At 65.9% G+C, this 19,117-nt stretch carries 14 protein-coding genes; 10 read left to right on the forward strand and 4 right to left on the reverse strand.

The genetic code is table 11. From position 1 onward, the window contains the following. Window positions 1-17: 17 nt before the first annotated feature. The 5 genes from J7360_RS15385 (at window position 18) to rpmG (ending at window position 7,502) form a co-directional block, all read left to right on the forward strand. The gene (locus J7360_RS15385; protein WP_209034186.1) at window positions 18-1,289 is read left to right on the forward strand and encodes a TolC family protein; all 1,272 of its coding nucleotides are present in this window, start codon (window positions 18-20) and stop codon (window positions 1,287-1,289) included. A gap of 194 nt (window positions 1,290-1,483) precedes the next feature. Beyond that, on the forward strand, window positions 1,484-2,755 hold the full coding sequence (locus J7360_RS15390; RefSeq protein ID WP_007972839.1) for an efflux RND transporter periplasmic adaptor subunit: 1,272 nt from the start codon (window positions 1,484-1,486) through the stop codon (window positions 2,753-2,755). 822 nt (window positions 2,756-3,577) lie between these two features. Then, window positions 3,578-6,772: a CusA/CzcA family heavy metal efflux RND transporter gene (locus tag J7360_RS15395; RefSeq protein WP_057659010.1), complete on the forward strand. Its 3,195-nt coding sequence runs from the start codon at window positions 3,578-3,580 to the stop codon at window positions 6,770-6,772. Between the two features lie 312 nt (window positions 6,773-7,084). Continuing rightward, window positions 7,085-7,321 carry a 50S ribosomal protein L28 gene (rpmB, locus tag J7360_RS15400; RefSeq protein WP_002809459.1) on the forward strand — a complete coding sequence of 79 codons (237 nt, stop codon included), beginning with the start codon at window positions 7,085-7,087 and terminating at the stop codon, window positions 7,319-7,321. Between the two features lie 13 nt (window positions 7,322-7,334). Continuing rightward, complete coding sequence (gene rpmG, locus J7360_RS15405) at window positions 7,335-7,502, forward strand: 50S ribosomal protein L33 (RefSeq protein WP_002809462.1); 168 nt, start codon at window positions 7,335-7,337, stop codon at window positions 7,500-7,502. A 297-nt stretch (window positions 7,503-7,799) separates the two neighbouring features. On the opposite strand, the gene J7360_RS15410 is transcribed toward rpmG, so the two are convergent. The 3 genes from J7360_RS15410 to J7360_RS15420 all read right to left on the reverse strand — a co-directional run bounded on the left by J7360_RS15410 (window position 7,800) and on the right by J7360_RS15420 (window position 10,761). Continuing rightward, window positions 7,800-8,822, reverse strand: a complete 1,023-nt coding sequence (locus tag J7360_RS15410; RefSeq protein ID WP_057659008.1) for an amidohydrolase family protein — start codon at window positions 8,820-8,822, stop codon at window positions 7,800-7,802. Window positions 8,823-9,050: 228 nt separating this feature from the next. Continuing rightward, window positions 9,051-10,106 (reverse strand): 4-oxalomesaconate tautomerase, encoded by a 1,056-nt coding sequence (locus J7360_RS15415; RefSeq protein WP_046832436.1) that lies wholly within the window; start codon window positions 10,104-10,106, stop codon window positions 9,051-9,053. Continuing rightward, complete coding sequence (locus J7360_RS15420) at window positions 10,099-10,761, reverse strand: 4-carboxy-4-hydroxy-2-oxoadipate aldolase/oxaloacetate decarboxylase (protein WP_057659006.1); 663 nt, start codon at window positions 10,759-10,761, stop codon at window positions 10,099-10,101. Before J7360_RS15420 ends, J7360_RS15415 begins: the two co-directional genes overlap by 8 nt. 101 nt (window positions 10,762-10,862) lie before the next feature. Here J7360_RS15420 and J7360_RS15425 point away from each other — a divergent pair, with 101 nt between their 5' ends. From J7360_RS15425 to uvrD, 4 genes are all read left to right on the forward strand, one after another. Further along, entirely contained in the window at window positions 10,863-12,170 is a 1,308-nt protein-coding gene (locus J7360_RS15425) for a LysR substrate-binding domain-containing protein (protein ID WP_022560328.1), read from the forward strand. Window positions 12,171-12,186: 16 nt separating this feature from the next. Beyond that, window positions 12,187-13,605 carry a cardiolipin synthase gene (gene cls, locus J7360_RS15430; protein ID WP_057659002.1) on the forward strand — a complete coding sequence of 473 codons (1,419 nt, stop codon included), beginning with the start codon at window positions 12,187-12,189 and terminating at the stop codon, window positions 13,603-13,605. A 142-nt stretch (window positions 13,606-13,747) separates the two neighbouring features. Beyond that, on the forward strand, window positions 13,748-15,142 hold the full coding sequence (locus J7360_RS15435; RefSeq protein WP_057659037.1) for an FAD/NAD(P)-binding protein: 1,395 nt from the start codon (window positions 13,748-13,750) through the stop codon (window positions 15,140-15,142). A 312-nt stretch (window positions 15,143-15,454) separates the two neighbouring features. Continuing rightward, entirely contained in the window at window positions 15,455-17,641 is a 2,187-nt protein-coding gene (uvrD, locus tag J7360_RS15440; RefSeq protein WP_033481367.1) for a DNA helicase II, read from the forward strand. Between the two features lie 179 nt (window positions 17,642-17,820). On the opposite strand, the gene J7360_RS21670 is transcribed toward uvrD, so the two are convergent. Next, window positions 17,821-18,045, reverse strand: coding sequence for a hypothetical protein (locus J7360_RS21670; RefSeq protein WP_042805800.1), 225 nt, complete (start codon window positions 18,043-18,045; stop codon window positions 17,821-17,823). 452 nt (window positions 18,046-18,497) lie between these two features. On the opposite strand from J7360_RS21670, the gene J7360_RS15450 reads away from it, so the two are divergent. Beyond that, the gene (locus tag J7360_RS15450; RefSeq protein ID WP_209034188.1) at window positions 18,498-19,088 is read left to right on the forward strand and encodes a maltose acetyltransferase domain-containing protein; all 591 of its coding nucleotides are present in this window, start codon (window positions 18,498-18,500) and stop codon (window positions 19,086-19,088) included. The last annotated feature ends 29 nt before the right edge of the window (window positions 19,089-19,117 follow it).

Here is a 19,117-nt window from a genome sequence, read left to right on the forward strand (position 1 = left end):
GATCCGGAGACACCCTCATGTGGTTGCGACTGACGGCGCTTGCCGTCTTCGCGGTGGTGCCGTGCGCCAAGGCGCAGGACCTGCCGCCCAAACCCGTGCTGACCCTGGACGACGCCATTGCGCGCGTCGCCCGCCAGCACCCCGATCTGCGCCTGGCCGATGGCCAACGCGCAGTCCTCACCGCCGAAGCCGAGCGCGACGCGCTGCGTCCGCCCTTGCGCATCGGTGCCGAACTGGAAAACGTCTTCGGCACCGGCCCCACCCGCGCGCTGGACCAGGCCGAACTCACCGTCACCCTGGCCGGCGTGCTGGAACGCGGCGGCAAGCTCGACGCGCGCCGCACCCTGGCGCAAGCGCGTCTCGATGCGCTGGCACCGCAACGCGCCCTGGCCCGGCTCGACGTCTTGGCCGAGGTGGCACGGCGTTACCTGGCCATCGGCATGGCCGCGCAGCGGCACGCGGCGGCGCTGGAAATGCTGACCCAGCGCCAGCGCACCGTCAGTGCTGCGCGCCAACGGCTGCAGGCCGGCGCATCGCCCGAATCGGTGCTGCTGACCGCCCAGGCCCTGCAGGCGCGTGCAGAACTCGAACGCGACCGCGCCCAGCAGGAACTGCTCGCGGCACGCCGCCAGCTGGCCGTGCTGTGGGGCGAGCGCACGCTGCAGTTCGGCGCGATCACCGGCGACCCGTTGCAGCTGCCGGCGATTCCCGAGTTCGAGGTGCTGGCGCAACTGCTCGATGCCACGCCGGAACTGGCGCGCTTGAACGGCGAGCAGCGCGTGCGCGAAGCCCGTGTGCGCCTGGCGCGCAGCCAGGCGCGTCCGGATCTGGACTGGCAGGTGGGCGTGCGCCGGCTCCAAGGCAATGACGCCACTGCGTTGCTCGGCAGCGTCTCGCTGACATTGGGTAGCGCTGCACGCGCGCAGCCGGAGATTGGCGCTGCCGAAGCGCAGCTGGCGTTGCTGGATATCGAACGCCAATCGCAGGCGTTGGTGCTCTACGCAACCCTGGCCGATGCGCATGGCCGCTACCGCGCCGCACAGCTGGAAGTGACGCGCATGCGCGTCGATGTACTGCCCGCGCTCGCACGTGCCGATGCCGCCGCCGAGCGCGCCTACCGCGCCGGCGCCACCAGTTATCTGGACTGGGCGCAGCTGCAGGCGCAACGCAGCGAGGCACGTCGGCAGCAACTGGCTGCTGCGTCGGAAGCGCAGACCGCGTTGATCGAAATCCAGCGCCTGACCGGGCAGCCGTTCGTACGCGATCCTGCTGCGCAGGTGACGCCATGAACGCGGTTTCCGTATGGCGTTGTCGTGCCGCGTGCACGTGCCCGCTTGAATCTGCCGCATCCGCATCCGCATCTGCATCCGCATCCGCGCCCAGTGCTCGCCACGCAATACCCACGCCAGTCGCACCTTCGATGCAGCCCACCTCCATTCGTTCGCCCGACGCAGCGCGTCGGCGCCAACCAGGACCACCGTCGATGACACGTTTCATGATTGCGCCGCTGCTACTGGCGCTGGCGCTCAGTGGCTGCAGCCGCAACAGCGACGCCGCGCACGATGACCGCACAGGGCACGCCGCCGAAGGCGAGGCGGGCGCCGATGCGCACGGTGATGAAGCCCAGACCGGCACGCACGGCGGGCGATTGCTCAGCCAGGACGGCGACAGCGTGGAGCTGGCCATCGCCGAAGACGGCACGCCGCCTACGTACCAGGCCTGGCTGTACCGCGATGGCAAACCGTTGCCGGCCACCGCCGGCAAGGTGGAGGTGCATCTGAAGCGGCTCGGCGGCATTAATGAAGTGCACCAATTGCGGCCGCGCGACGACGGCAGCCTGCTGGCCGACAGCACGGTCGGCGAGCCGCATTCGTTCGATGTGGAAGTGCGTGCCACCGTGCAGGGCAAGACCCATCGCTGGCGCTATCCCAGCTACGAGGGGCGCACCACCATCGCGGCGAAGGTCGCGCAGGACGCAGGCATTCGTGTGGCCGCCGTCGGCGCCGGCAGCATTGCCGACCAGCACGAAGTGCAGGGGCTACTGACGCCGGCAGAAGGCGCGCAAGCGCAGGCGACCGCGCGTTTTCCCGGGCCGGTACGCAGCCTGCGCGTCAACGTGGGCGACCGGGTGCGTGCCGGTCAGGTGCTGGCCACGGTGGAGAGCAATCTGAGCCTGACCACCTATTCGGTGAGCGCACCGATCAGCGGCGTCGTGCTTGCCCGCAATGCCAGCCTGGGCAGCAACGCAGGCGAAGGTCAGGCACTGTTCGAAATCGCCGACCTGTCCATCTTGTGGGTGGATCTGCACATCTTCGGCGCCGACGCCGGGCACATCACCGCCGGTGCACCGGTGGCGGTAACGCGTATCAGCGATGGTGTGGTGGCGCAGACCACCTTGGAGCGGGTGTTGCCTGGCACCGCCACGGCGAGCCAGAGCACCGTGGCGCGCGCAGTGTTGCGCAACAGCGATGGGTTGTGGCGGCCGGGATCTGCGGTGAAGGCGCGGGTCACGGTGGCGCAGCAACCGGCAGCGATGGTGGTGCCGGTGGCTGCGTTGCAGCGGTTCCGCGACTGGGATGTGGTGTTTGTGCGGTTGGGCGATGTCTACGAAGTGCGCCCGGTAAAGCTGGGCGCGCGCGATGCGCAGCAGGTGCACGTGTTATCGGGCTTGGTGGCAGGTGATGCGGTGGTGGTGGAGCAGAGTTACCTGGTGAAGGCCGACATCGAAAAGTCGGGGGCTTCGCATGATCATTGATCGCGCTGGGGTCGACGTCATTGCGTCTTTGAGTGGGAGCGAATGTCGGATACGGGGATGCACGCCAGATCCAAGGCTTTCGCGCCCTGTCGGGCACGAGTCACCTTTTCTTTGCTTGTGCAAAGAAAAAGTAACCAAAAAGAAAGCACACCCCGTCCTCGCGCCCTCCGCGCCTGCGGCGCTGCGGGTGCGCAAGTCCGGCAGGAATTTTTGTAAGGGACATCCCTGTCCCTTACAAAAACGTCGCGCATCCGTGCGCGCCGCCCTGCGGGTTGTCTCTGCCGGCCTTGCCGCTGCGGTATGGGGCCCCGAAGGCCAACAGCAACAGCAACAGCAGCGCTGCTGTTTGGGTGGTTGTTTGTCTGGCGTGTTGCGCGGCAGCGCGGTAGCGAAGCGTTCGCGCCCTTTCAGACCTAGGCAAAGGCTTTCACGCCCTGTCGGGCGCGAGTCACTTTTCTTTGCTTGTGCAAAGAAAAGTAACCAAAAGAAAGCACACCCCGTCCTCGCGCCCTCCGCGCCTATGGCGCTGTGGGTGCGCAAGTCCGGCAGAAATTTTTGTAAGGGACATCCCTGTCCCTTACAAAAACGTCGCGCATCCATGCGCGCCGCCCTGCGGGTTGTCTCTGCCGGCCTCGCCGCTGCGGTATGGGGCCCCGAAAGCCAACAGCCACAGCCACAGCCAACGCAGCGCTGGTGTTTGGGTGGTTGTTTGTTTGGCGCGTTGCGCGGTAGCGCGGTAGGGAGGCGGCGTTATCGGTCGGTGACGCGGCGAGAGCACCGGCAGGCGCAGGGCGCTGCCAGGCGTATGCGGAGGGGCTTGTCATGCTGACCGACATCATCCGGTTTGCAATTGCCCAACGTTGGTTGATGCTGGCGTTGACAGGCGTGCTGATTGCGATCGGGGCGTGGAGTTTTTCGCGCCTGCCGATCGATGCAACACCCGATATCACCAACGTGCAGGTGCAGGTCAATACCGCCGCGCCGGGCTATTCGCCGCTGGAATCCGAGCAGCGGGTGACCTTTCCGTTGGAGACGGTGCTGGCGGGCTTGCCGGGTCTGGAATCCACGCGCTCGCTGTCGCGCTATGGCTTGTCGCAGGTCACGGCGGTCTTCGCCGATGGCACCGATCTGTATTTCGCGCGGCAACAGGTGGCCGAACGTCTGCAGCAGGTCAAGTCACAATTGCCTGCCGATCTGGAGCCGCAGCTGGGGCCGATTGCTACCGGCCTGGGCGAGATCTTCATGTACACGGTCGAGGCCAAGCCGAATGCGCGCAAGCCCGATGGCAGTGCATGGACGGCGACCGATCTGCGCACCTTGCAGGACTGGGTGGTGCGCCCGCAGCTACGCAACGTGCCGGGCGTCACCGAGGTCAACACCATCGGCGGGTATGCGCGGCAGATCCATATCACGCCCGATCCGGCGCGCCTGGTCGCGTTGGGATTTACCCTGGACGACGTTGCCCGAGCGGTCGAGTCCAACAACCGCAACATCGGCGCCGGCTATATCGAACGTAACGGCCAACAGTTTCTGGTGCGCGTGCCGGGGCAGGTGGACGACATCGCGCAGATCGGCGCGATTGTGCTGGATCGGCGCGCCGGCGTGCCGATCCGCGTGCGCGATGTGGCGCAGGTGGGCGAGGGGCGCGAATTGCGCACCGGTGCAGCCACCCAGGACGGTACCGAAGTGGTGCTCGGCACGGTCTTCATGCTGGTCGGCGCCAATAGCCGCACCGTGGCGCAGGCCGCAGCGCAGCGGCTGGAGGTGGCCAATGCCAGCCTGCCGGCCGGCGTGCAGGCGGTGCCGGTGTACGACCGCACCGCGTTGGTGGACCGGACCATCGTCACCGTCGCCAAGAACCTGATCGAAGGCGCGTTGCTGGTGATCGTGGTGTTGTTCCTGTTGCTGGGCAATGTGCGCGCAGCGTTGATCACGGCGGCTGTGATTCCGTTGGCGATGCTGTTCACACTCACCGGCATGGTGCGTGGTGGCGTGTCCGGCAATCTGATGAGCCTGGGCGCGCTGGATTTCGGTTTGATCGTCGATGGCGCGGTGATCATCGTGGAGAACTGCCTGCGCCGCTTTGGCGACGCGCAACGTCGGCTGGGGCGCGTACTCGAACGCGATGAGCGTTTCGAGCTCACTGCCGAAGCCACTGCCGAGGTGATCCGCCCCAGCCTGTTCGGCCTGGGCATCATCACTGCAGTGTATCTGCCGGTGTTCGCGCTCACCGGTATCGAAGGCAAGATGTTCCACCCGATGGCGATCACCGTGGTGCTGGCACTGACCGGCGCGATGCTGTTGTCGCTGACCTTCGTGCCTGCAGCGATTGCGTTGCTGCTCGGCGGCAAGGTGGCCGAGCACGAAAACCGCGCGATGCGCTGGGCGCGCGGCGTCTATGCGCCATTGCTCGATCGTGCGCTTCGGCATAGCCGCTGGGTCGGGATTGCGGCGCTTGCAACGGTGGCGCTGTGCGCGGTATTGGCCACGCGTCTGGGTAGCGAGTTCATCCCCAACCTGGACGAAGGAGACGTCGCGCTGCATGCCTTGCGCATTCCCGGCACCAGCCTGGAACAGGCCATCACCATGCAATCCACGCTGGAAAAACGCATCAAGCAGTTTCCGGAGGTGGCGCATGTGTTCGGCAAACTCGGTACTGCCGAAGTGGCCACCGACCCGATGCCGCCATCGGTCGCCGATACGTTCCTGATCATGCATCCGCGCGCGCAGTGGCCGGATCCGCGCAAGCCCAAGGCGCAGTTGCTGGCCGAGATCGAGGAGGCGGTGAAGCAGTTGCCGGGAAACAATTACGAGTTCACCCAGCCGATCCAGATGCGCATGAACGAGCTGATTTCCGGCGTGCGTGCGGATGTGGCGATCAAGGTGTACGGCGACGATCTGGACACGCTGGTCAGGCTCGGGCAGCGCGTGCAGGAAATCGCCAGCGCGGTGCCGGGCGCGGCCGATGTGAGCCTGGAACAGGCCACCGGCCTGCCGATGCTGGCGGTGGTACCCGATCGCGCCGCGCTGGCCGGCTACGGGCTCAATCCCGGTGTGGTGCAGGACACCGTGGCCGCGGCAGTGGGCGGACAGGAGGCCGGACAATTGTTCGAAGGCGACCGGCGCTTCGACATCGTGGTGCGCCTGCCGGAATCTCTGCGCCAGGATCCCACCGCGCTGGCCGATCTGCCGATCCCGCTGCGTGGCGATGGCGAGCGTGCCGATGCGGACGAGTCCAGCCGCGCGGCAGGCTGGCGCAGTGGCGAGCCGACCACCGTGCCGCTGCGCGAGGTCGCCAAGATCGACACCGTGCTGGGGCCCAACCAGATCAACCGCGAGGACGGCAAGCGCCGCATCGTGATCACCGCCAACGTGCGCGATCGCGATCTGGGGAGCTTCGTGGCCGAGGTGCGGCAGCGCGTGCAGATGCAGGTCAAGCTGCCCACCGGGTACTGGATCGGCTACGGCGGCACCTTCGAGCAGCTGATCTCCGCCAGCCAGCGCCTGGCCTGGGTGGTGCCGGGCACCTTGCTGCTGATCTTCGCGCTGCTGTATTGGTCGTTCGGCTCGCTGCGCGATGCGCTGGTGGTGTTCAGCGGCGTGCCGCTGGCGCTGACCGGCGGCGTGCTGGCCTTGGCCCTGCGCGGGCTGGCCTTGTCGATTTCCGCCGGTGTGGGCTTTATTGCGTTGTCGGGCGTGGCGGTGCTCAACGGCCTGGTGATGATCGCGTTCGTGCGCAGCCTGCGCGCTGACGGCATACCGCTGGAGCGGGCATTGCGCGAAGGCGCGCTGGCGCGGTTGCGACCGGTGCTGATGACCGCCCTGGTGGCCGCGCTGGGCTTCGTGCCGATGGCCTTCAATGTCGGGGCCGGCGCCGAAGTGCAGCGCCCGCTGGCCACGGTGGTGATCGGCGGCATCGTCTCTTCCACCCTGCTCACCCTGCTGGTGTTGCCGGTGCTGTATCGCTGGCTGCATCGGGAGCGGGCGCCCCGTCGGGAGCGTGGAGCGGCGGAGTAGCGGGCGTCACGCGGATGATCGGGCGACAGGCAGTGAGCCAGACCTGCAATCGTCCGCGACCAAGCAGGCTTGGGTCGATGCGTGGCCCGGCCCGGTCTTGGGTCCGCTAAGTGCTTGCGGCACATAGGAAAGCCGTGCATAATGCGCGGCTCGCTGTGCCCGGATCGCTCCGGATGGCGGTACCCAACGCAATGGGGTTGCCGGCCTGTTCCAGCGTAAGTTCTTGATTCCCAACGTTGCGTGACAGCCCTGGCGCTGTCGGGGCCGCCGCTCCCCAGGCTATGGGTGGCAATTCATTTATCGAGGTGCGTAATGTCCCGCGTATGCCAAGTGTCCGGCAAGCGTGTGCAGACGGGTAACAACGTCTCCCACGCAAACAACAGAACCCGTCGTCGCTTCCTGCCCAACCTGCACGAGCGTCGCTTCTGGGTTGCCAGCGAAAACCGCTGGGTGAAGCTCCGTGTTTCCGCGCATGCATTGCGCACCATCGACAAGAACGGCATCGATGCCGTTCTGAAAGAGCTGCGCGCGCGCGGCGAAAAGGTCTGAGGAGTAAGCAGTCATGGCAAAAGGCAAGCGTGACAAGATTCGTATGATTTCCTCGGCCGCTACCGGCCACTTCTACACCACGGACAAGAACAAGAAGAACACTCCGGGGAAGATGGAAATGATGAAGTACGACCCGGTCGTGCGTAAGCACGTGATGTACAAGGAAGGCAAGATCAAGTGATCGACTGATCGCTGGATCCGCTTTCAAGCAAACACCCGCCGCAAGGCGGGTGTTTGCGTTTGTGGGGTTGGGGAATGGTCTTGATGCGTGTAGGCGCCGATGGCAGTGTGATTTCCACTATCGGGTTGCCAGCCAAGCCCAAGAGAGGCAAAGGTGCGTGACAAAGCCCCTCTCCCCTCGGGAGAGGGGTTGGGGTGAGGGTACGGGGCGAAGCCTACGCAATTATTCTGAGTGCACGAGGCTTCGCCCGTACCCTCATCCGCCCTACGGGCACCTTCTCCCGGAGGGAGAAGGGGATCACAGCCCACGCGCACGCAATTGCGCGTCCAGCCGTGGATACACCCGCCGCGCATTGCCTTCAAAGACCTTGTGCTTGTCGGCATCGGAAATCGCCAGTGCATCGACATAGCGTTTGGTGTCGTCGAAGTAGTGGCCGGTCTGCGGATCGATGCCGCGCACGGCGCCGACCATCTCCGAGCCGAACAGGATGTTGTCGATGTCGATCACCTCGAACAGCAGGTCGATCCCCGGTTGGTGATACACGCAGGTGTCGAAGAACACGTTGCGCATCACATGCGTGGACAGCGCAGGTTTGCCGAGCATATCGGCCAGGCCGCGGAAGCGGCCCCAGTGATACGGCACCGCGCCGCCGCCATGTGGAATGACGAAGCGCAAGTCCGGAAAATCAGTGAACAAATCGCCTTCGAGCAACTGCATGAAAGCAGTGGTGTCGGCATTGAGATAATGCGCGCCGGTGGCGTGGAAATTGCAATTGCAGCTGCCGGAGACATGCACCATCGCCGGGACGTCGAGTTCCACCATCTTCTCGAAAAAGGGATACCAGGCGCGGTCGGTCAGCGGCACACCATTCCAGTGCCCGCCGGACGGGTCGGGATTGAGGTTGCAGCCGACGAAACCCAGTTCGTTGACGCAGCGTTCCAGTTCGGCGATCGCGTGCGCGATCGGCACTCCCGGCGACTGCGGCAACTGGCATACGCCGATAAAGGTCTGCGGATACAGCTGTACCACGCGTGCGATCAGGTCGTTGCAATGGCGCGTCCATACCTGGCTCACCGCTTCGTCGCCGATGTGATGCGCCATGGTGCTGGCGCGTGGCGAAAAAATCGTCATGTCGGCACCACGCTCGCGCAGCAGGCGCAGTTGGTGCAGCTCGACACTTTCACGCAGCGCATCGTCGCAGATGTACGGATACACCGGCACAGGCGCGTGCGCATCGTTGTAATGCGCAATCTGCGCCGTGCGGAACGCATCGTGCGCGGCGGGCGCGGTGGTGTAGTGGCCGTGGCAGTCGATGATCATGGCGATGGTGTGTGTGTTGCAGCGGAAGCGGCGCGCCAGCGATTGCCTGTGCGCAAGGTGGGCCGGCCGGGTGCACGGACGCTGCAGGCCGCGGTGGATGTGGTGGTCCCGATGTGCAGATGGGCACGGATCGCGACGCACTGGGTAGCAATGGCTTCCTCGAACGGCACACACGCACACGTGCCGCTGCGATGGCGGTTGCCGCAGCTTGGCGACGCAGCGGAATACTCAGCCATACAGCTCACCATCGAACAATTTGCGCGCGGTGCGCACCACCGCGGCACCGACCACGGCGCCCTGCGCATCGAGATCGATCAGGCAGCTGCTTGCGCCGCTGGGGTGTTCGACGTCCAGCCGCTGGCTGCGCCCGCCGGGCACCTGCGCCAGCGCGTGGGCGGGCGAGCCGGGCAACAGACAGGCGGTGGCGACGGTGACCGCACCCAGCACGCCGATGGAGGCATGGCAGCGGTGCGGGATGAACGAGCGCGCGCTGATCGCACCACCGGCGCGCGGGGCGGCGACCAGCATCATTTTCGGCACCGTGGCGTCGCGCACATCGCCAAGATGCATCAACGGACCTGCCTGCAGACGCAGCGTTTCCAGACGCGCCCGTAGCGCAGCATCGGCATCGAGCGTGGCGCGGTCTTCGTAACCGCTGATGCCGACATCGCTGGCGCGTAGCACCACGCAGGGCATGCCGTTGTCGATCAGCGTGACCTGCACACCGTCGAGCGTGTCCACCGCATGCCCGCTCGGCAGCAGCACGCCGCACGAAGCACCGGCGATATCGGCGAATGCCAGCGCGATCGGCGCAGCCGTGCCGGGGACGCCGTCGATGCGGGCATCGCCGTCGTAACGTACCTTGCCATCGGGCGTCTGCACGGTGGCGGTGGCCAGGGTGCCGGTGTTGCGCATGAAGATGCGCACCTGGGTCTGGCCATTGCGTATGGGCAGCAAGCCGCGTTCCAGCGCGAACGGGGCAACGCCGGCCAGCATGTTGCCGCAGTTCTGTGCATCGCTGACCTGCGCATGTTCCACCGCGACTTGCAGGAACAGATAGTCCACGTCGGCATCGGCATGCGTGGAGCGCGACACCACGGCGACCTTGGAAGTCAGCGGGTCGGCGCCGCCCATGCCGTCGATCTGGCGCGCATCCGGCGAACCGTAGGCGCGCAACAAGAACGCATCGCGCGCGGCGGTGTCGGCGGGCAACTCGTCGGCCAGAAAGAATCCACCCTTGGAGGTGCCGCCGCGCATCCACATCGCGCGCACGCGCTCAGACATAACGCAGGCCTTTGGCGGCCAGACGTTCGCGCATCGCATAGATGTCCAGGCCCAGTTCGCCGCGTGCCAGACGTTCGCGCTTGAGCAGTTCGCGTGCCTCGCGCGCCTGCGCTTCGGTCAGCACATCGACAGCGGTGGCACGCGGCACCACGCAGACGCCATCGTCATCGGCCACCACCACATCGCCGGGCTGGATCAGTTGCCCGGCGCACACCAGTGGCACGTTGACCGAGCCGAGCGTCTCCTTGATGGTGCCCTGCGCGCAGATGGCGCGGCTCCAGGCAGGGAACTGCATGGCGGTGAGATCGCGCACGCCGGCATCGATGATCAGGCCGCGACATCCGCGCGCCTGCGCCGAGGTGGCCAGCAGGTCGCCGAAGTAGCCGTCGCAACAGTCGCTGGTTGGCGCGACCACCAGCACATCGCCGGCATGCAGTTGCTCGATGGCCACATGCATCATCCAGTTGTCGCCGGGCGGAATCGACACGGTGACCGCGGTGCCGGCGATGCGGCAGCCGGTGTAGATGGGACGTAGCCGATGATGCAGCAGGCCGCTGCGGGCCTGCGCTTCGTGCACGGTCGCCACGCCGGACTGCGCCAGTCCGTCGACGATGGCCAACGGCGTACGCTCGATCCGGGTAACGACATGGCTCATCCATCCATCCTCGTTAAGAGTGCGCCGAGTCTGGCCGGGCAGAGCCAGCTGGCTCAAGATTCATTTGAGGTATGCATATTGGTTTTGCTTATAGTTAGAGCATGCAGCCGAGCCCGGAACCAAATCTGCGTCACCTTTACGCGCTGGTCGTGGTGCATCAGTCCGGAAGCATCAGCGCGGCGGCGCCGCGGGTGAATTTGTCGCAGCCGGCCCTGACCCAGGCCGTGGCGCGATTGGAGCAGCAACTGGGCGTGCGCCTGTTCGACCGGCACCCGGGCGGCATGCTGGCCACCGAGGCCGCCGGGTTGCTGGTGCCGCGTATCGAGCGGGTGCTGGCGCATCTGGGCCGGGGGATCGGGGTCGCGCGTCGCGCGCTGCGCCTGCCGGCCCGCCCTGGCCTGGAGCGGCGGGTGTCGCTGGGCCACTTGCAGGCCCTGGTGGCGGTAGATGTGGCAGGCAGTTACGCGTTGGCGGCGGTGCGCGCCGGCGTTTCGCAGCCGGCGATCTATCGCGCGGTGCAAGCGCTGGCCGATGTGATCGAAGTGCCGCTGACGGTACGCCGCGGCAAGACCATGCAGCCCACGCCGGTGGCGCTGCGGCTGTTGCGGCAGGTGCGGCTGGCGCTGGCCGAGTTGCGCGCCGGTCTGGACGAGGTGGCCGCATTGCGTTCGCAGCACGCCGGCCGCCTCACCCTGGGGGTGATGCCGCTGGCGCGCGCGATTCTGTTGCCGCAGGTGCTGGCGCGGTTTGCGCATGCGTACCCGGGCGCCAGCGTCCAGGTGGTCGAGGGCCCGTACGACCAATTGCTGGCGCATCTGCGCGAGGGTGGCCTGGATCTGTTGATCGGTGCGCTGCGCGACCCGTTGCCGGTACGCGATGTGCTGCAGGAGCCGCTGTTCGACGACGAACCGGTGATCGTGGCGCGCAGCGGCCACCCCCTGGCCGGGCGGGGCTACGCGTTTGCGCAACTGCGCGATTATCCCTGGGTGATCGCTGCGGCCGGCACGCCGGTGCGCGCGCGCTGGGAGCAGCTGTTCGGCGACCACCAGCTGGAGCCGCCGCCGGTGCGCATCGAATGCGGCGCCGAACTGACCGTGCGTGGCCTGCTGCTGGAGGGCGACTGGTTGACCTTGATGTCGCGCGACCAGTTCCTGTTCGAGCGCCGCGCCGGCCTGCTGGAAGAGATCGGCAGCGCCGGGCCGCTGCTGCGCCGGCAGATCGGCATGACCACGCGCAGCGACTGGTATCCCACCCGGATGCAGTCGGCCTTCGTGCAGACATTGCGGCAGGTCTGCGCCGAACGCGTGCAGCCTGCCGATGCCCAGGGCGGGCCGTTTCGCTATTGCCCCCCTGTCTGTGCGCCGCCGCCGTTGCGTTTACGCGCGGCCAAGTCAGAATCGGGTTCCTGACGAAGACGGAACACTGATGCTGCCCGATTGGGTCACAGGCACTTGGCTGCTGGCACTGGACTGGGCGATCCGCCTGGCCGCACTGCTATGGATTCCCGCCCGCACCACGCCGGGTGCGGCGCGCAGCTGGCTGCTGCTGATCGGCTTCGTGCCGGTGGTCGGCCTGCCGCTGTATCTGTTGTTCGGCCACCCGTGGTTGTCGCGGCTGCGGGTGGAGCGGCAAGCCACCGCCTCGCAGGTGATTCGCGAACAACAACTGCCCTTGCATGCGTTGCGCTGGATGCCCCAGGCAGACACCAGCAGTGCCGAAGTGGTGCCGCTCATCGAACGCGAAGGCGATTTCATGCCCACGCTGGGCAACGCGGTGGAATTGCTCGACGATTACGCGCAGTCGTTGCAGGCCCTGATCGCGGCGATCGACGCGGCCGACAAACGTGTGCACCTGCTGTACTACCTGATGTTCGACGATGCGGTGGGCGAGGCGGTGGTAGCGGCGCTGGAACGCGCCAGCGTGCGCGGCGTACGTTGCCGCTTGCTGCTGGATGCGGTGGGCGCCAAGCGCGGCCTGCGCCGCTACCGCAAGCGCCTGCAGGACGGTGGCGTGCAGGTGCTGGCAGTATTGCCGGGAGGTTTGCGCTGGCGTCGCAGCGGCCGCATGGATCTGCGCAACCATCGCAAGATTGCGGTGCTCGACAACCGGGTGGCGTTTGTCGGTTCGCAGAATCTGGCCGAGGCCGGCTTCATTGATGGCGTGCCCAATCGCGAATTGGTGGCACGCGTGCGCGGGCCGGTGGTCAATCATCTGGAAGCGGTCTTCGCCAGCGACTGGTTCACCGAAACCGGAGAGCGGCTGGACGTGTGGCCCGATGCACCGGTGTGCGAGGCCAATATCGCCACGCAATTGCTGCCCAGCGGGCCGGCGTATCCGTTCGAAAATGCGCGCGATGCGATCAATGCGGTGATCCATCTGGCGCGGCGCAAGGTGGTGCTGGTCACGCCGTACTTCGTGCCCGACGAAGCCTTGCTGAGCGCATTGCGCATCGCCGCAGTGTCGGGGGTGGATGTGCAGTTGATCCTGTCCGAACACAACAACCAACGCTTGGCCGCGTGGGCGCAGGAGGCCTATTTCGAAGAGCTGCTGCGTTGCGGGGTGAAGATTGCGCTGTATCGCCCGCGCTTTCTGCATGCCAAGCACCTGAGCATGGATGAGGACATTGCGCTGGTGGGCTCGATCAATCTGGACATCCGCTCGTTCGCGCTCAACGCCGAGATCGGCATGCTCTGCTACGACACTGGCGTGGTGCAGCGGTTGCGTGAGATCGAGCAGGACTATCTGGCCAACGCGCGGCAATTGACGTTGGAACAGTGGCGTCGCCGCCCGGCCTGGCGCCGCAGTCGCGAGGGCATTGCGCGGCTGGCCGATGCGTTGATGTAGGCCGCTTGCGTCGATCCAGGCGCATGACCTGGGAGAGGCTGCCTTCCGGGTTGCGGCCGTCGTACCGCTTGCGATGCCGTGGAAGACAACCACTGCCGGTGACGGCCTGCGGGTGTTCGGACGCATCGCCTACAATGTCGAGATGAATACACTGCGTGATCCCGGCGATGCAATCATCGCCATCGTCGGTGGTGGCGCGTCCGGTGTGCTGGTTGCGCTGCAGCTGCTGCGCCAGGCTGCAGCGCCGTTGCAGATCGTCCTGATCGAGCCGCGTGCGGCGCTTGGCGAGGGTGTGGCGTATTCCACTGCGCGTGTCGAACACCTGCTCAATGTCCCGGCTGCGCGCATGAGTGCGCTGCCGGAGCTGCCGTACGATTTTGTCGATTACCTGCGCGCGAACGCCTGTTGCCCCGAACTGGAGGATGCGCAGTTGCCGCGGCAGTTCGTGGGACGCCGGCACTACGCGCCATATTTGCGCGATCGCTTGCAGGCGGCATGCGCGCACAGCCCGGCGATGTTGCGCGTCCACTGCGCACGCGTGCAGTCCCTGCACCCCAATGCCGGTGGCGCACTGTTGCAGCTGGACGATGGACAGCTGCTGCAGGCTGGCGCGGTGGTCCTGGCGGTGGGCAATGCACTGCGACCGCTTCCGCTGCGGGGGGCCACCGGGTTGTCGCATGCGCAGCGTGTTGAAGCCTGGGAGACCGAGGCGGTGGCAGCGCTGCCACCGGACGCGGCCGTGTGCATCGTCGGTTCGGGCTTGAGCATGGCCGATACCGTGGTGACGCTGGCAGCGCAGGGGCATCGGGCAAGCGTGCATGTGGTGTCGCGGCATGGGTTGCTGCCGTTGCCGCAGGCGCACGGCGGCATGGCGCTGTTCGATCCACAGCCTCTGCTGACAATGCCGCTGCGCGCGCGCATGCGTACCCTGCGCCTGCACGCGCGTGCCGCCGCCGCGCAGGGCCTGCCATGGCAGAGCGTGATGGAACGCATCCGGCCGTTGAGTCAGGCGTTATGGCAGACGCTGTCGGTTGCCGATCAGCGCCGTTTTCTACGGCATGTGGTGCGCTACTGGGACGTGCATCGGCATCGCATCGCCGCAACGGTGCATGCGCAGCTGCAGACGATGCACGCGCGCGGGCAGCTGCAGGTGCATCGCGCGCGGCTGGATGTGGCCTTCGAGGTGGGCGCTTGCGTGCGCGTGAGCGCCGGGGCCGCCAGTGCCGGACATGCCTTGCAGCTGGATGTGCAGACCCTAGTCAATGCCACCGGTGTGGAAATGCGCGTTCAGGCGATGCGTAACCGGCTGCTGCAGCAATTGCTGGGGCAGGGCATTGCAGTGGCCGGCCCGCACGGGATTGGCATGGACACCGGCCCCGATGGCAGCCTGATCGATGCAGATGGACGTACGCAGCCGCAGTTGCGGGTGATCGGCAGCCTGCGCATCGGCACGTTGTGGGAAAGCCTGGCGGTGCCGGAGTTGCGCGAGCAGGCTGCGGCGATTGCGCGGGATGTGCTGTTGCTGCTTGGGCGGTGATGGATTGACGGTACGCAGGTTCCGGCCGGAGAGGTGATTCCTTCTCCCGACGGGACATTGTCCTCCCTCATGGGGGAGAAGCTGCCCCGCAGGGGTGGATGAGGGGCGCCGCAGAAATTTACGCGCCCCTGCAATGAGAAACGCGTCGCCACGCGCCTGCAAAGGTGACATGCCCGTTGCTTCGCCCCGTACCCTCACCCCAACCCCTCTCCCAGAGGAAGAGGGGTGTCCATCCGGCGAGCAATCACCACAATCCCAACTGCTTCATCGCAATCTCAGCCGCAGCGACGCCACAACCGGTAAAATGCGCCGGTGGATGTCTCTCATTTGCTCGATCATTTAAACCCCGCCCAGCGCGAGGCCGTTTCTGCGCCGCCGGGGCACTACCTCGTGCTGGCCGGCGCCGGCTCCGGCAAGACGCGCGTGCTGATCCATCGCATCGCCTGGCTCAATGAAGTCCAGGGCGTGCCCAACCACGGCATCTTCGCGGTGACCTTCACCAACAAGGCCGCCGGCGAAATGCGTCACCGCACCGACCTGCAGCTGCGCAATGGCAGCCGCGGGATGTGGATCGGTACATTTCACGGGCTGGCACATCGCCTGTTGCGTCTGCATTGGCAGGATGCGCGGCTGCCGGAAGGCTTCCAGGTCATGGACAGCGACGACCAGTTGCGGCTGGTCAAGCGCGTGGTGCAGGCGCTGGAGCTGGACGAGAGCAAGTATCCGCCCAAGCAGATGAGCTGGTGGATCAACGAGCAGAAGGATGAGGGCCGCCGTCCGCAACATATCCAGCCCGAGCCCAACGACGATTGGACCGAGGTGCGCCGGCAGGTGTATGCGGCCTACCAGGAACGCTGCGACCGCTCCGGGCTTCTGGATTTTGCCGAGTTGCTGCTGCGCGCGCATGAGTTGCTGCGCGACACGCCCGCGTTGCTGGCGCATTACCGCGCGCGCTTTCGCGAGATTCTGGTGGATGAGTTCCAGGACACCAACGCCATCCAGTACGCCTTCGTGCGCGTGCTGGCCGGCGAATCGGGCAATGTGTTCGTGGTGGGCGACGACGACCAGGCCATCTATGGCTGGCGCGGTGCCAAGGTCGAAAACGTCCAGCGCTTTCTGAAGGATTTCCCCGGTGCGCAGACCGTGCGGCTGGAGCAGAACTACCGCTCCAGCGCGAATATTCTGGGCGCTGCCAATGCGGTGATTGCGCACAACCCGGACCGTATCGGCAAACAGCTGTGGACCGATTCCGGCGATGGCGACCCGATCGATCTGTACGCGGCCTACAACGAAGTGGACGAAGCGCGCTATGTGGTGGAGCGTGCACGGCAGTGGGTGCGCGACGGCGGCAGTTATGGCGAAGTGGCGGTGCTCTACCGCAGCAACGCGCAATCGCGCGCGCTGGAAGAAGCGCTGATTTCCGAGCAGCTGCCGTACCGCGTGTATGGCGGCATGCGCTTCTTCGAACGTGCCGAAATCAAGGACGCGTTGGCTTACTTGCGCCTGCTGACCAATCGCAGCGACGACGCTGCGTTCGAACGCGCGGTCAACACGCCCACGCGCGGCATTGGCGACCGGACGCTGGATGAGGTGCGCCGGCTGGCACGTGCCAGTGCGCTGTCGTTGTGGGAAGCGGCGATGCTGTGCACGCAGCAGAACACGCTGGCCGCGCGCGCGCGCAATGCCCTGGCGACCTTCCTCAGCCTGATCGGCCAGCTGCATGCCGAAACCGGCGAGATGGAACTGGCCGAACGCATCGACCATGTGCTGATGCGCTCGGGCCTGCGCGAGCATTGGGCCAAGGAAAGCCGCGGCGGGCTGGATTCGGAATCGCGTACCGAGAACCTGGACGAACTGGTGTCGGTCGCCTCGCGCTTCACCCGCCCGGACGATGAAGACAGCCAGGGCATGACCGAGCTGGTCGCCTTCCTGGCTTACGCCTCGCTGGAGGCCGGCGAAGGCCAGGCGCAGGCTGGCGAAGAGGGCGTGCAGCTGATGACGCTGCATTCGGCCAAGGGCCTGGAATTTCCGATTGTGTTCCTGGTCGGCCTGGAAGACGGCCTGTTCCCGAGTGCGCGTTCGCTGGAAGAGAGCGGGCGGCTGGAAGAAGAGCGTCGCCTGGCGTACGTGGGCATCACCCGCGCGCGGCAGAAGCTGGTGCTGTGCTACGCCGAATCGCGCCGTATCCACGGCCAGGACAATTACAACGTGCCCTCGCGCTTCTTGCGTGAGATTCCACGCGACCTGCTCAACGAAGTGCGCCCGAAGGTGCAGGTTTCGCGCACCGCATCGCTGGGCGCGGCGCGCGGCGGCCCGGTGCATGGCATCGTGGAAACGGCACCGATCAAGCTCGGCGCCAACGTCGAACACCCCAAGTTCGGCGGCGGCGTGGTCGTCGATTACGAAGGCGCTGGCGCGCATGCGCGCGTGCAGGTGCAGTTCGACGAGGTCGGCGCCAAGTGGCTGGTGATGGCCTATGCCAATCTGACTGTGGTCTAGCCAGGCTTGCACTCGTCTGCGATTGCATTTCTTCAGCAGGCGAGGGCGTCGTGCGGTTGCGCTGTGCGTGCAGCAAGTGGAACCGGCCGCTGCTGCACCTCACGTCGAGGGAGATCGTGTGATCATCTGCGACAGATGATCGATGGATGAGGCGTGGCCTGCCCTGCTCTGTTGCGCGCTTACATTTCCCAGCTGAAGCTTGAGTTGATCTGCTTGCCGTTCACGGTAAGCGTCGACCTGTTTGCGAGCACGACCAGGGTAAAGGGCGGCACGCGCCTGTCGTCTCCTGTGTAGATCAGGCGGAGGATTCTGCGTTTGGTATCGAACGTCTTGACCTGAAAATTGCCCCGCAACAACACGGTCTCGCTCGCGCCAGGTGCATTGAAACGAAGACTGGCGATCACTGGTCGGGTGTCGTGACCGATTTCGAAATCTATCCAGTATCCGCCGCCTTCGAACGAGAGCGACGAGGTTGCACTAGCAGGGGTGCTTAGGCATGCCCATAGCAACAATGCAATGCAAGCGGCTAAAAATCGTGTCATGACATCATCCTTGAACGTCGCCATGCCGCAAGGGCACGGCCGGGAGTATCGATGCTGGCGCCGCGGCAGCGCAACGGATGCGGCGAGCAATGGAATGACCACATAGCCGCACGCGGGTGAGGCAGGTGCCCGAAAGCTACATGGGCGGTTTTCACCCAAGGGTGCACATGCCAGTCGCCTTCATCAATCGCCCGACGCGACGTGTTATGGCCGCTATGGATCGGCAAACCAAGGCCATTGGTGCATCGCTCGATGCATACCGCGCTCTATCCATGCCACCCTGTCAGCCGTTCATTGCATAGGCACCCGGCGGCATGCACACCGAAAAACAGAAAATGCTGGCAGGCGAGCTCTACAACGCCACCGATGCGCAACTGCAGGCCGATCAGGCGGCGGCTGCGGCGTGGATGGTGCGCTATAACGCCACTGGCGCGCAGTCATCGGCGCAACGGCATGCATTGCTGGTCGAGCGGCTCGCCGAGGTGGGCGCGAATGCGGTGATCCGGCCGCCGTTTCATTGCGATTACGGCTACAACATCCATCTGGGCGCGGGCGCGTTCCTCAACTTCAATTGCGTGATCCTGGATATCTGCCAGGTGTACATCGGCGATGGCACGCAGGTGGGGCCAGCGGTGCAGTTCTACGCTGCCGACCATCCGCGCGATGCCGCCGGACGTGCCAGCGGGCTGGAGTTCGGGCGGCCAATCCGCGTCGGGCGCAATGTGTGGATTGGGGGCGGAGCGATCATCCTGCCGGGCGTCAGCATCGGCGACGATGCGGTAATCGGTGCCGGTGCGGTGGTCACGCGCGATGTGCCGGCCGGTGCGATCGCCGTGGGCAATCCGGCGCGCGTGCGCACACCCCGGCTTGCTGCCGATGAGGTGTCACCAGCACTTTTAATCTGACCCACCGCAGCAACTTCAAATTGACCCGC

Origin of the sequence: Xanthomonas sp. D-99 (assembly GCF_017746145.1) — a bacterium.
Lineage (GTDB): Bacteria > Pseudomonadota > Gammaproteobacteria > Xanthomonadales > Xanthomonadaceae > Xanthomonas > Xanthomonas cissicola.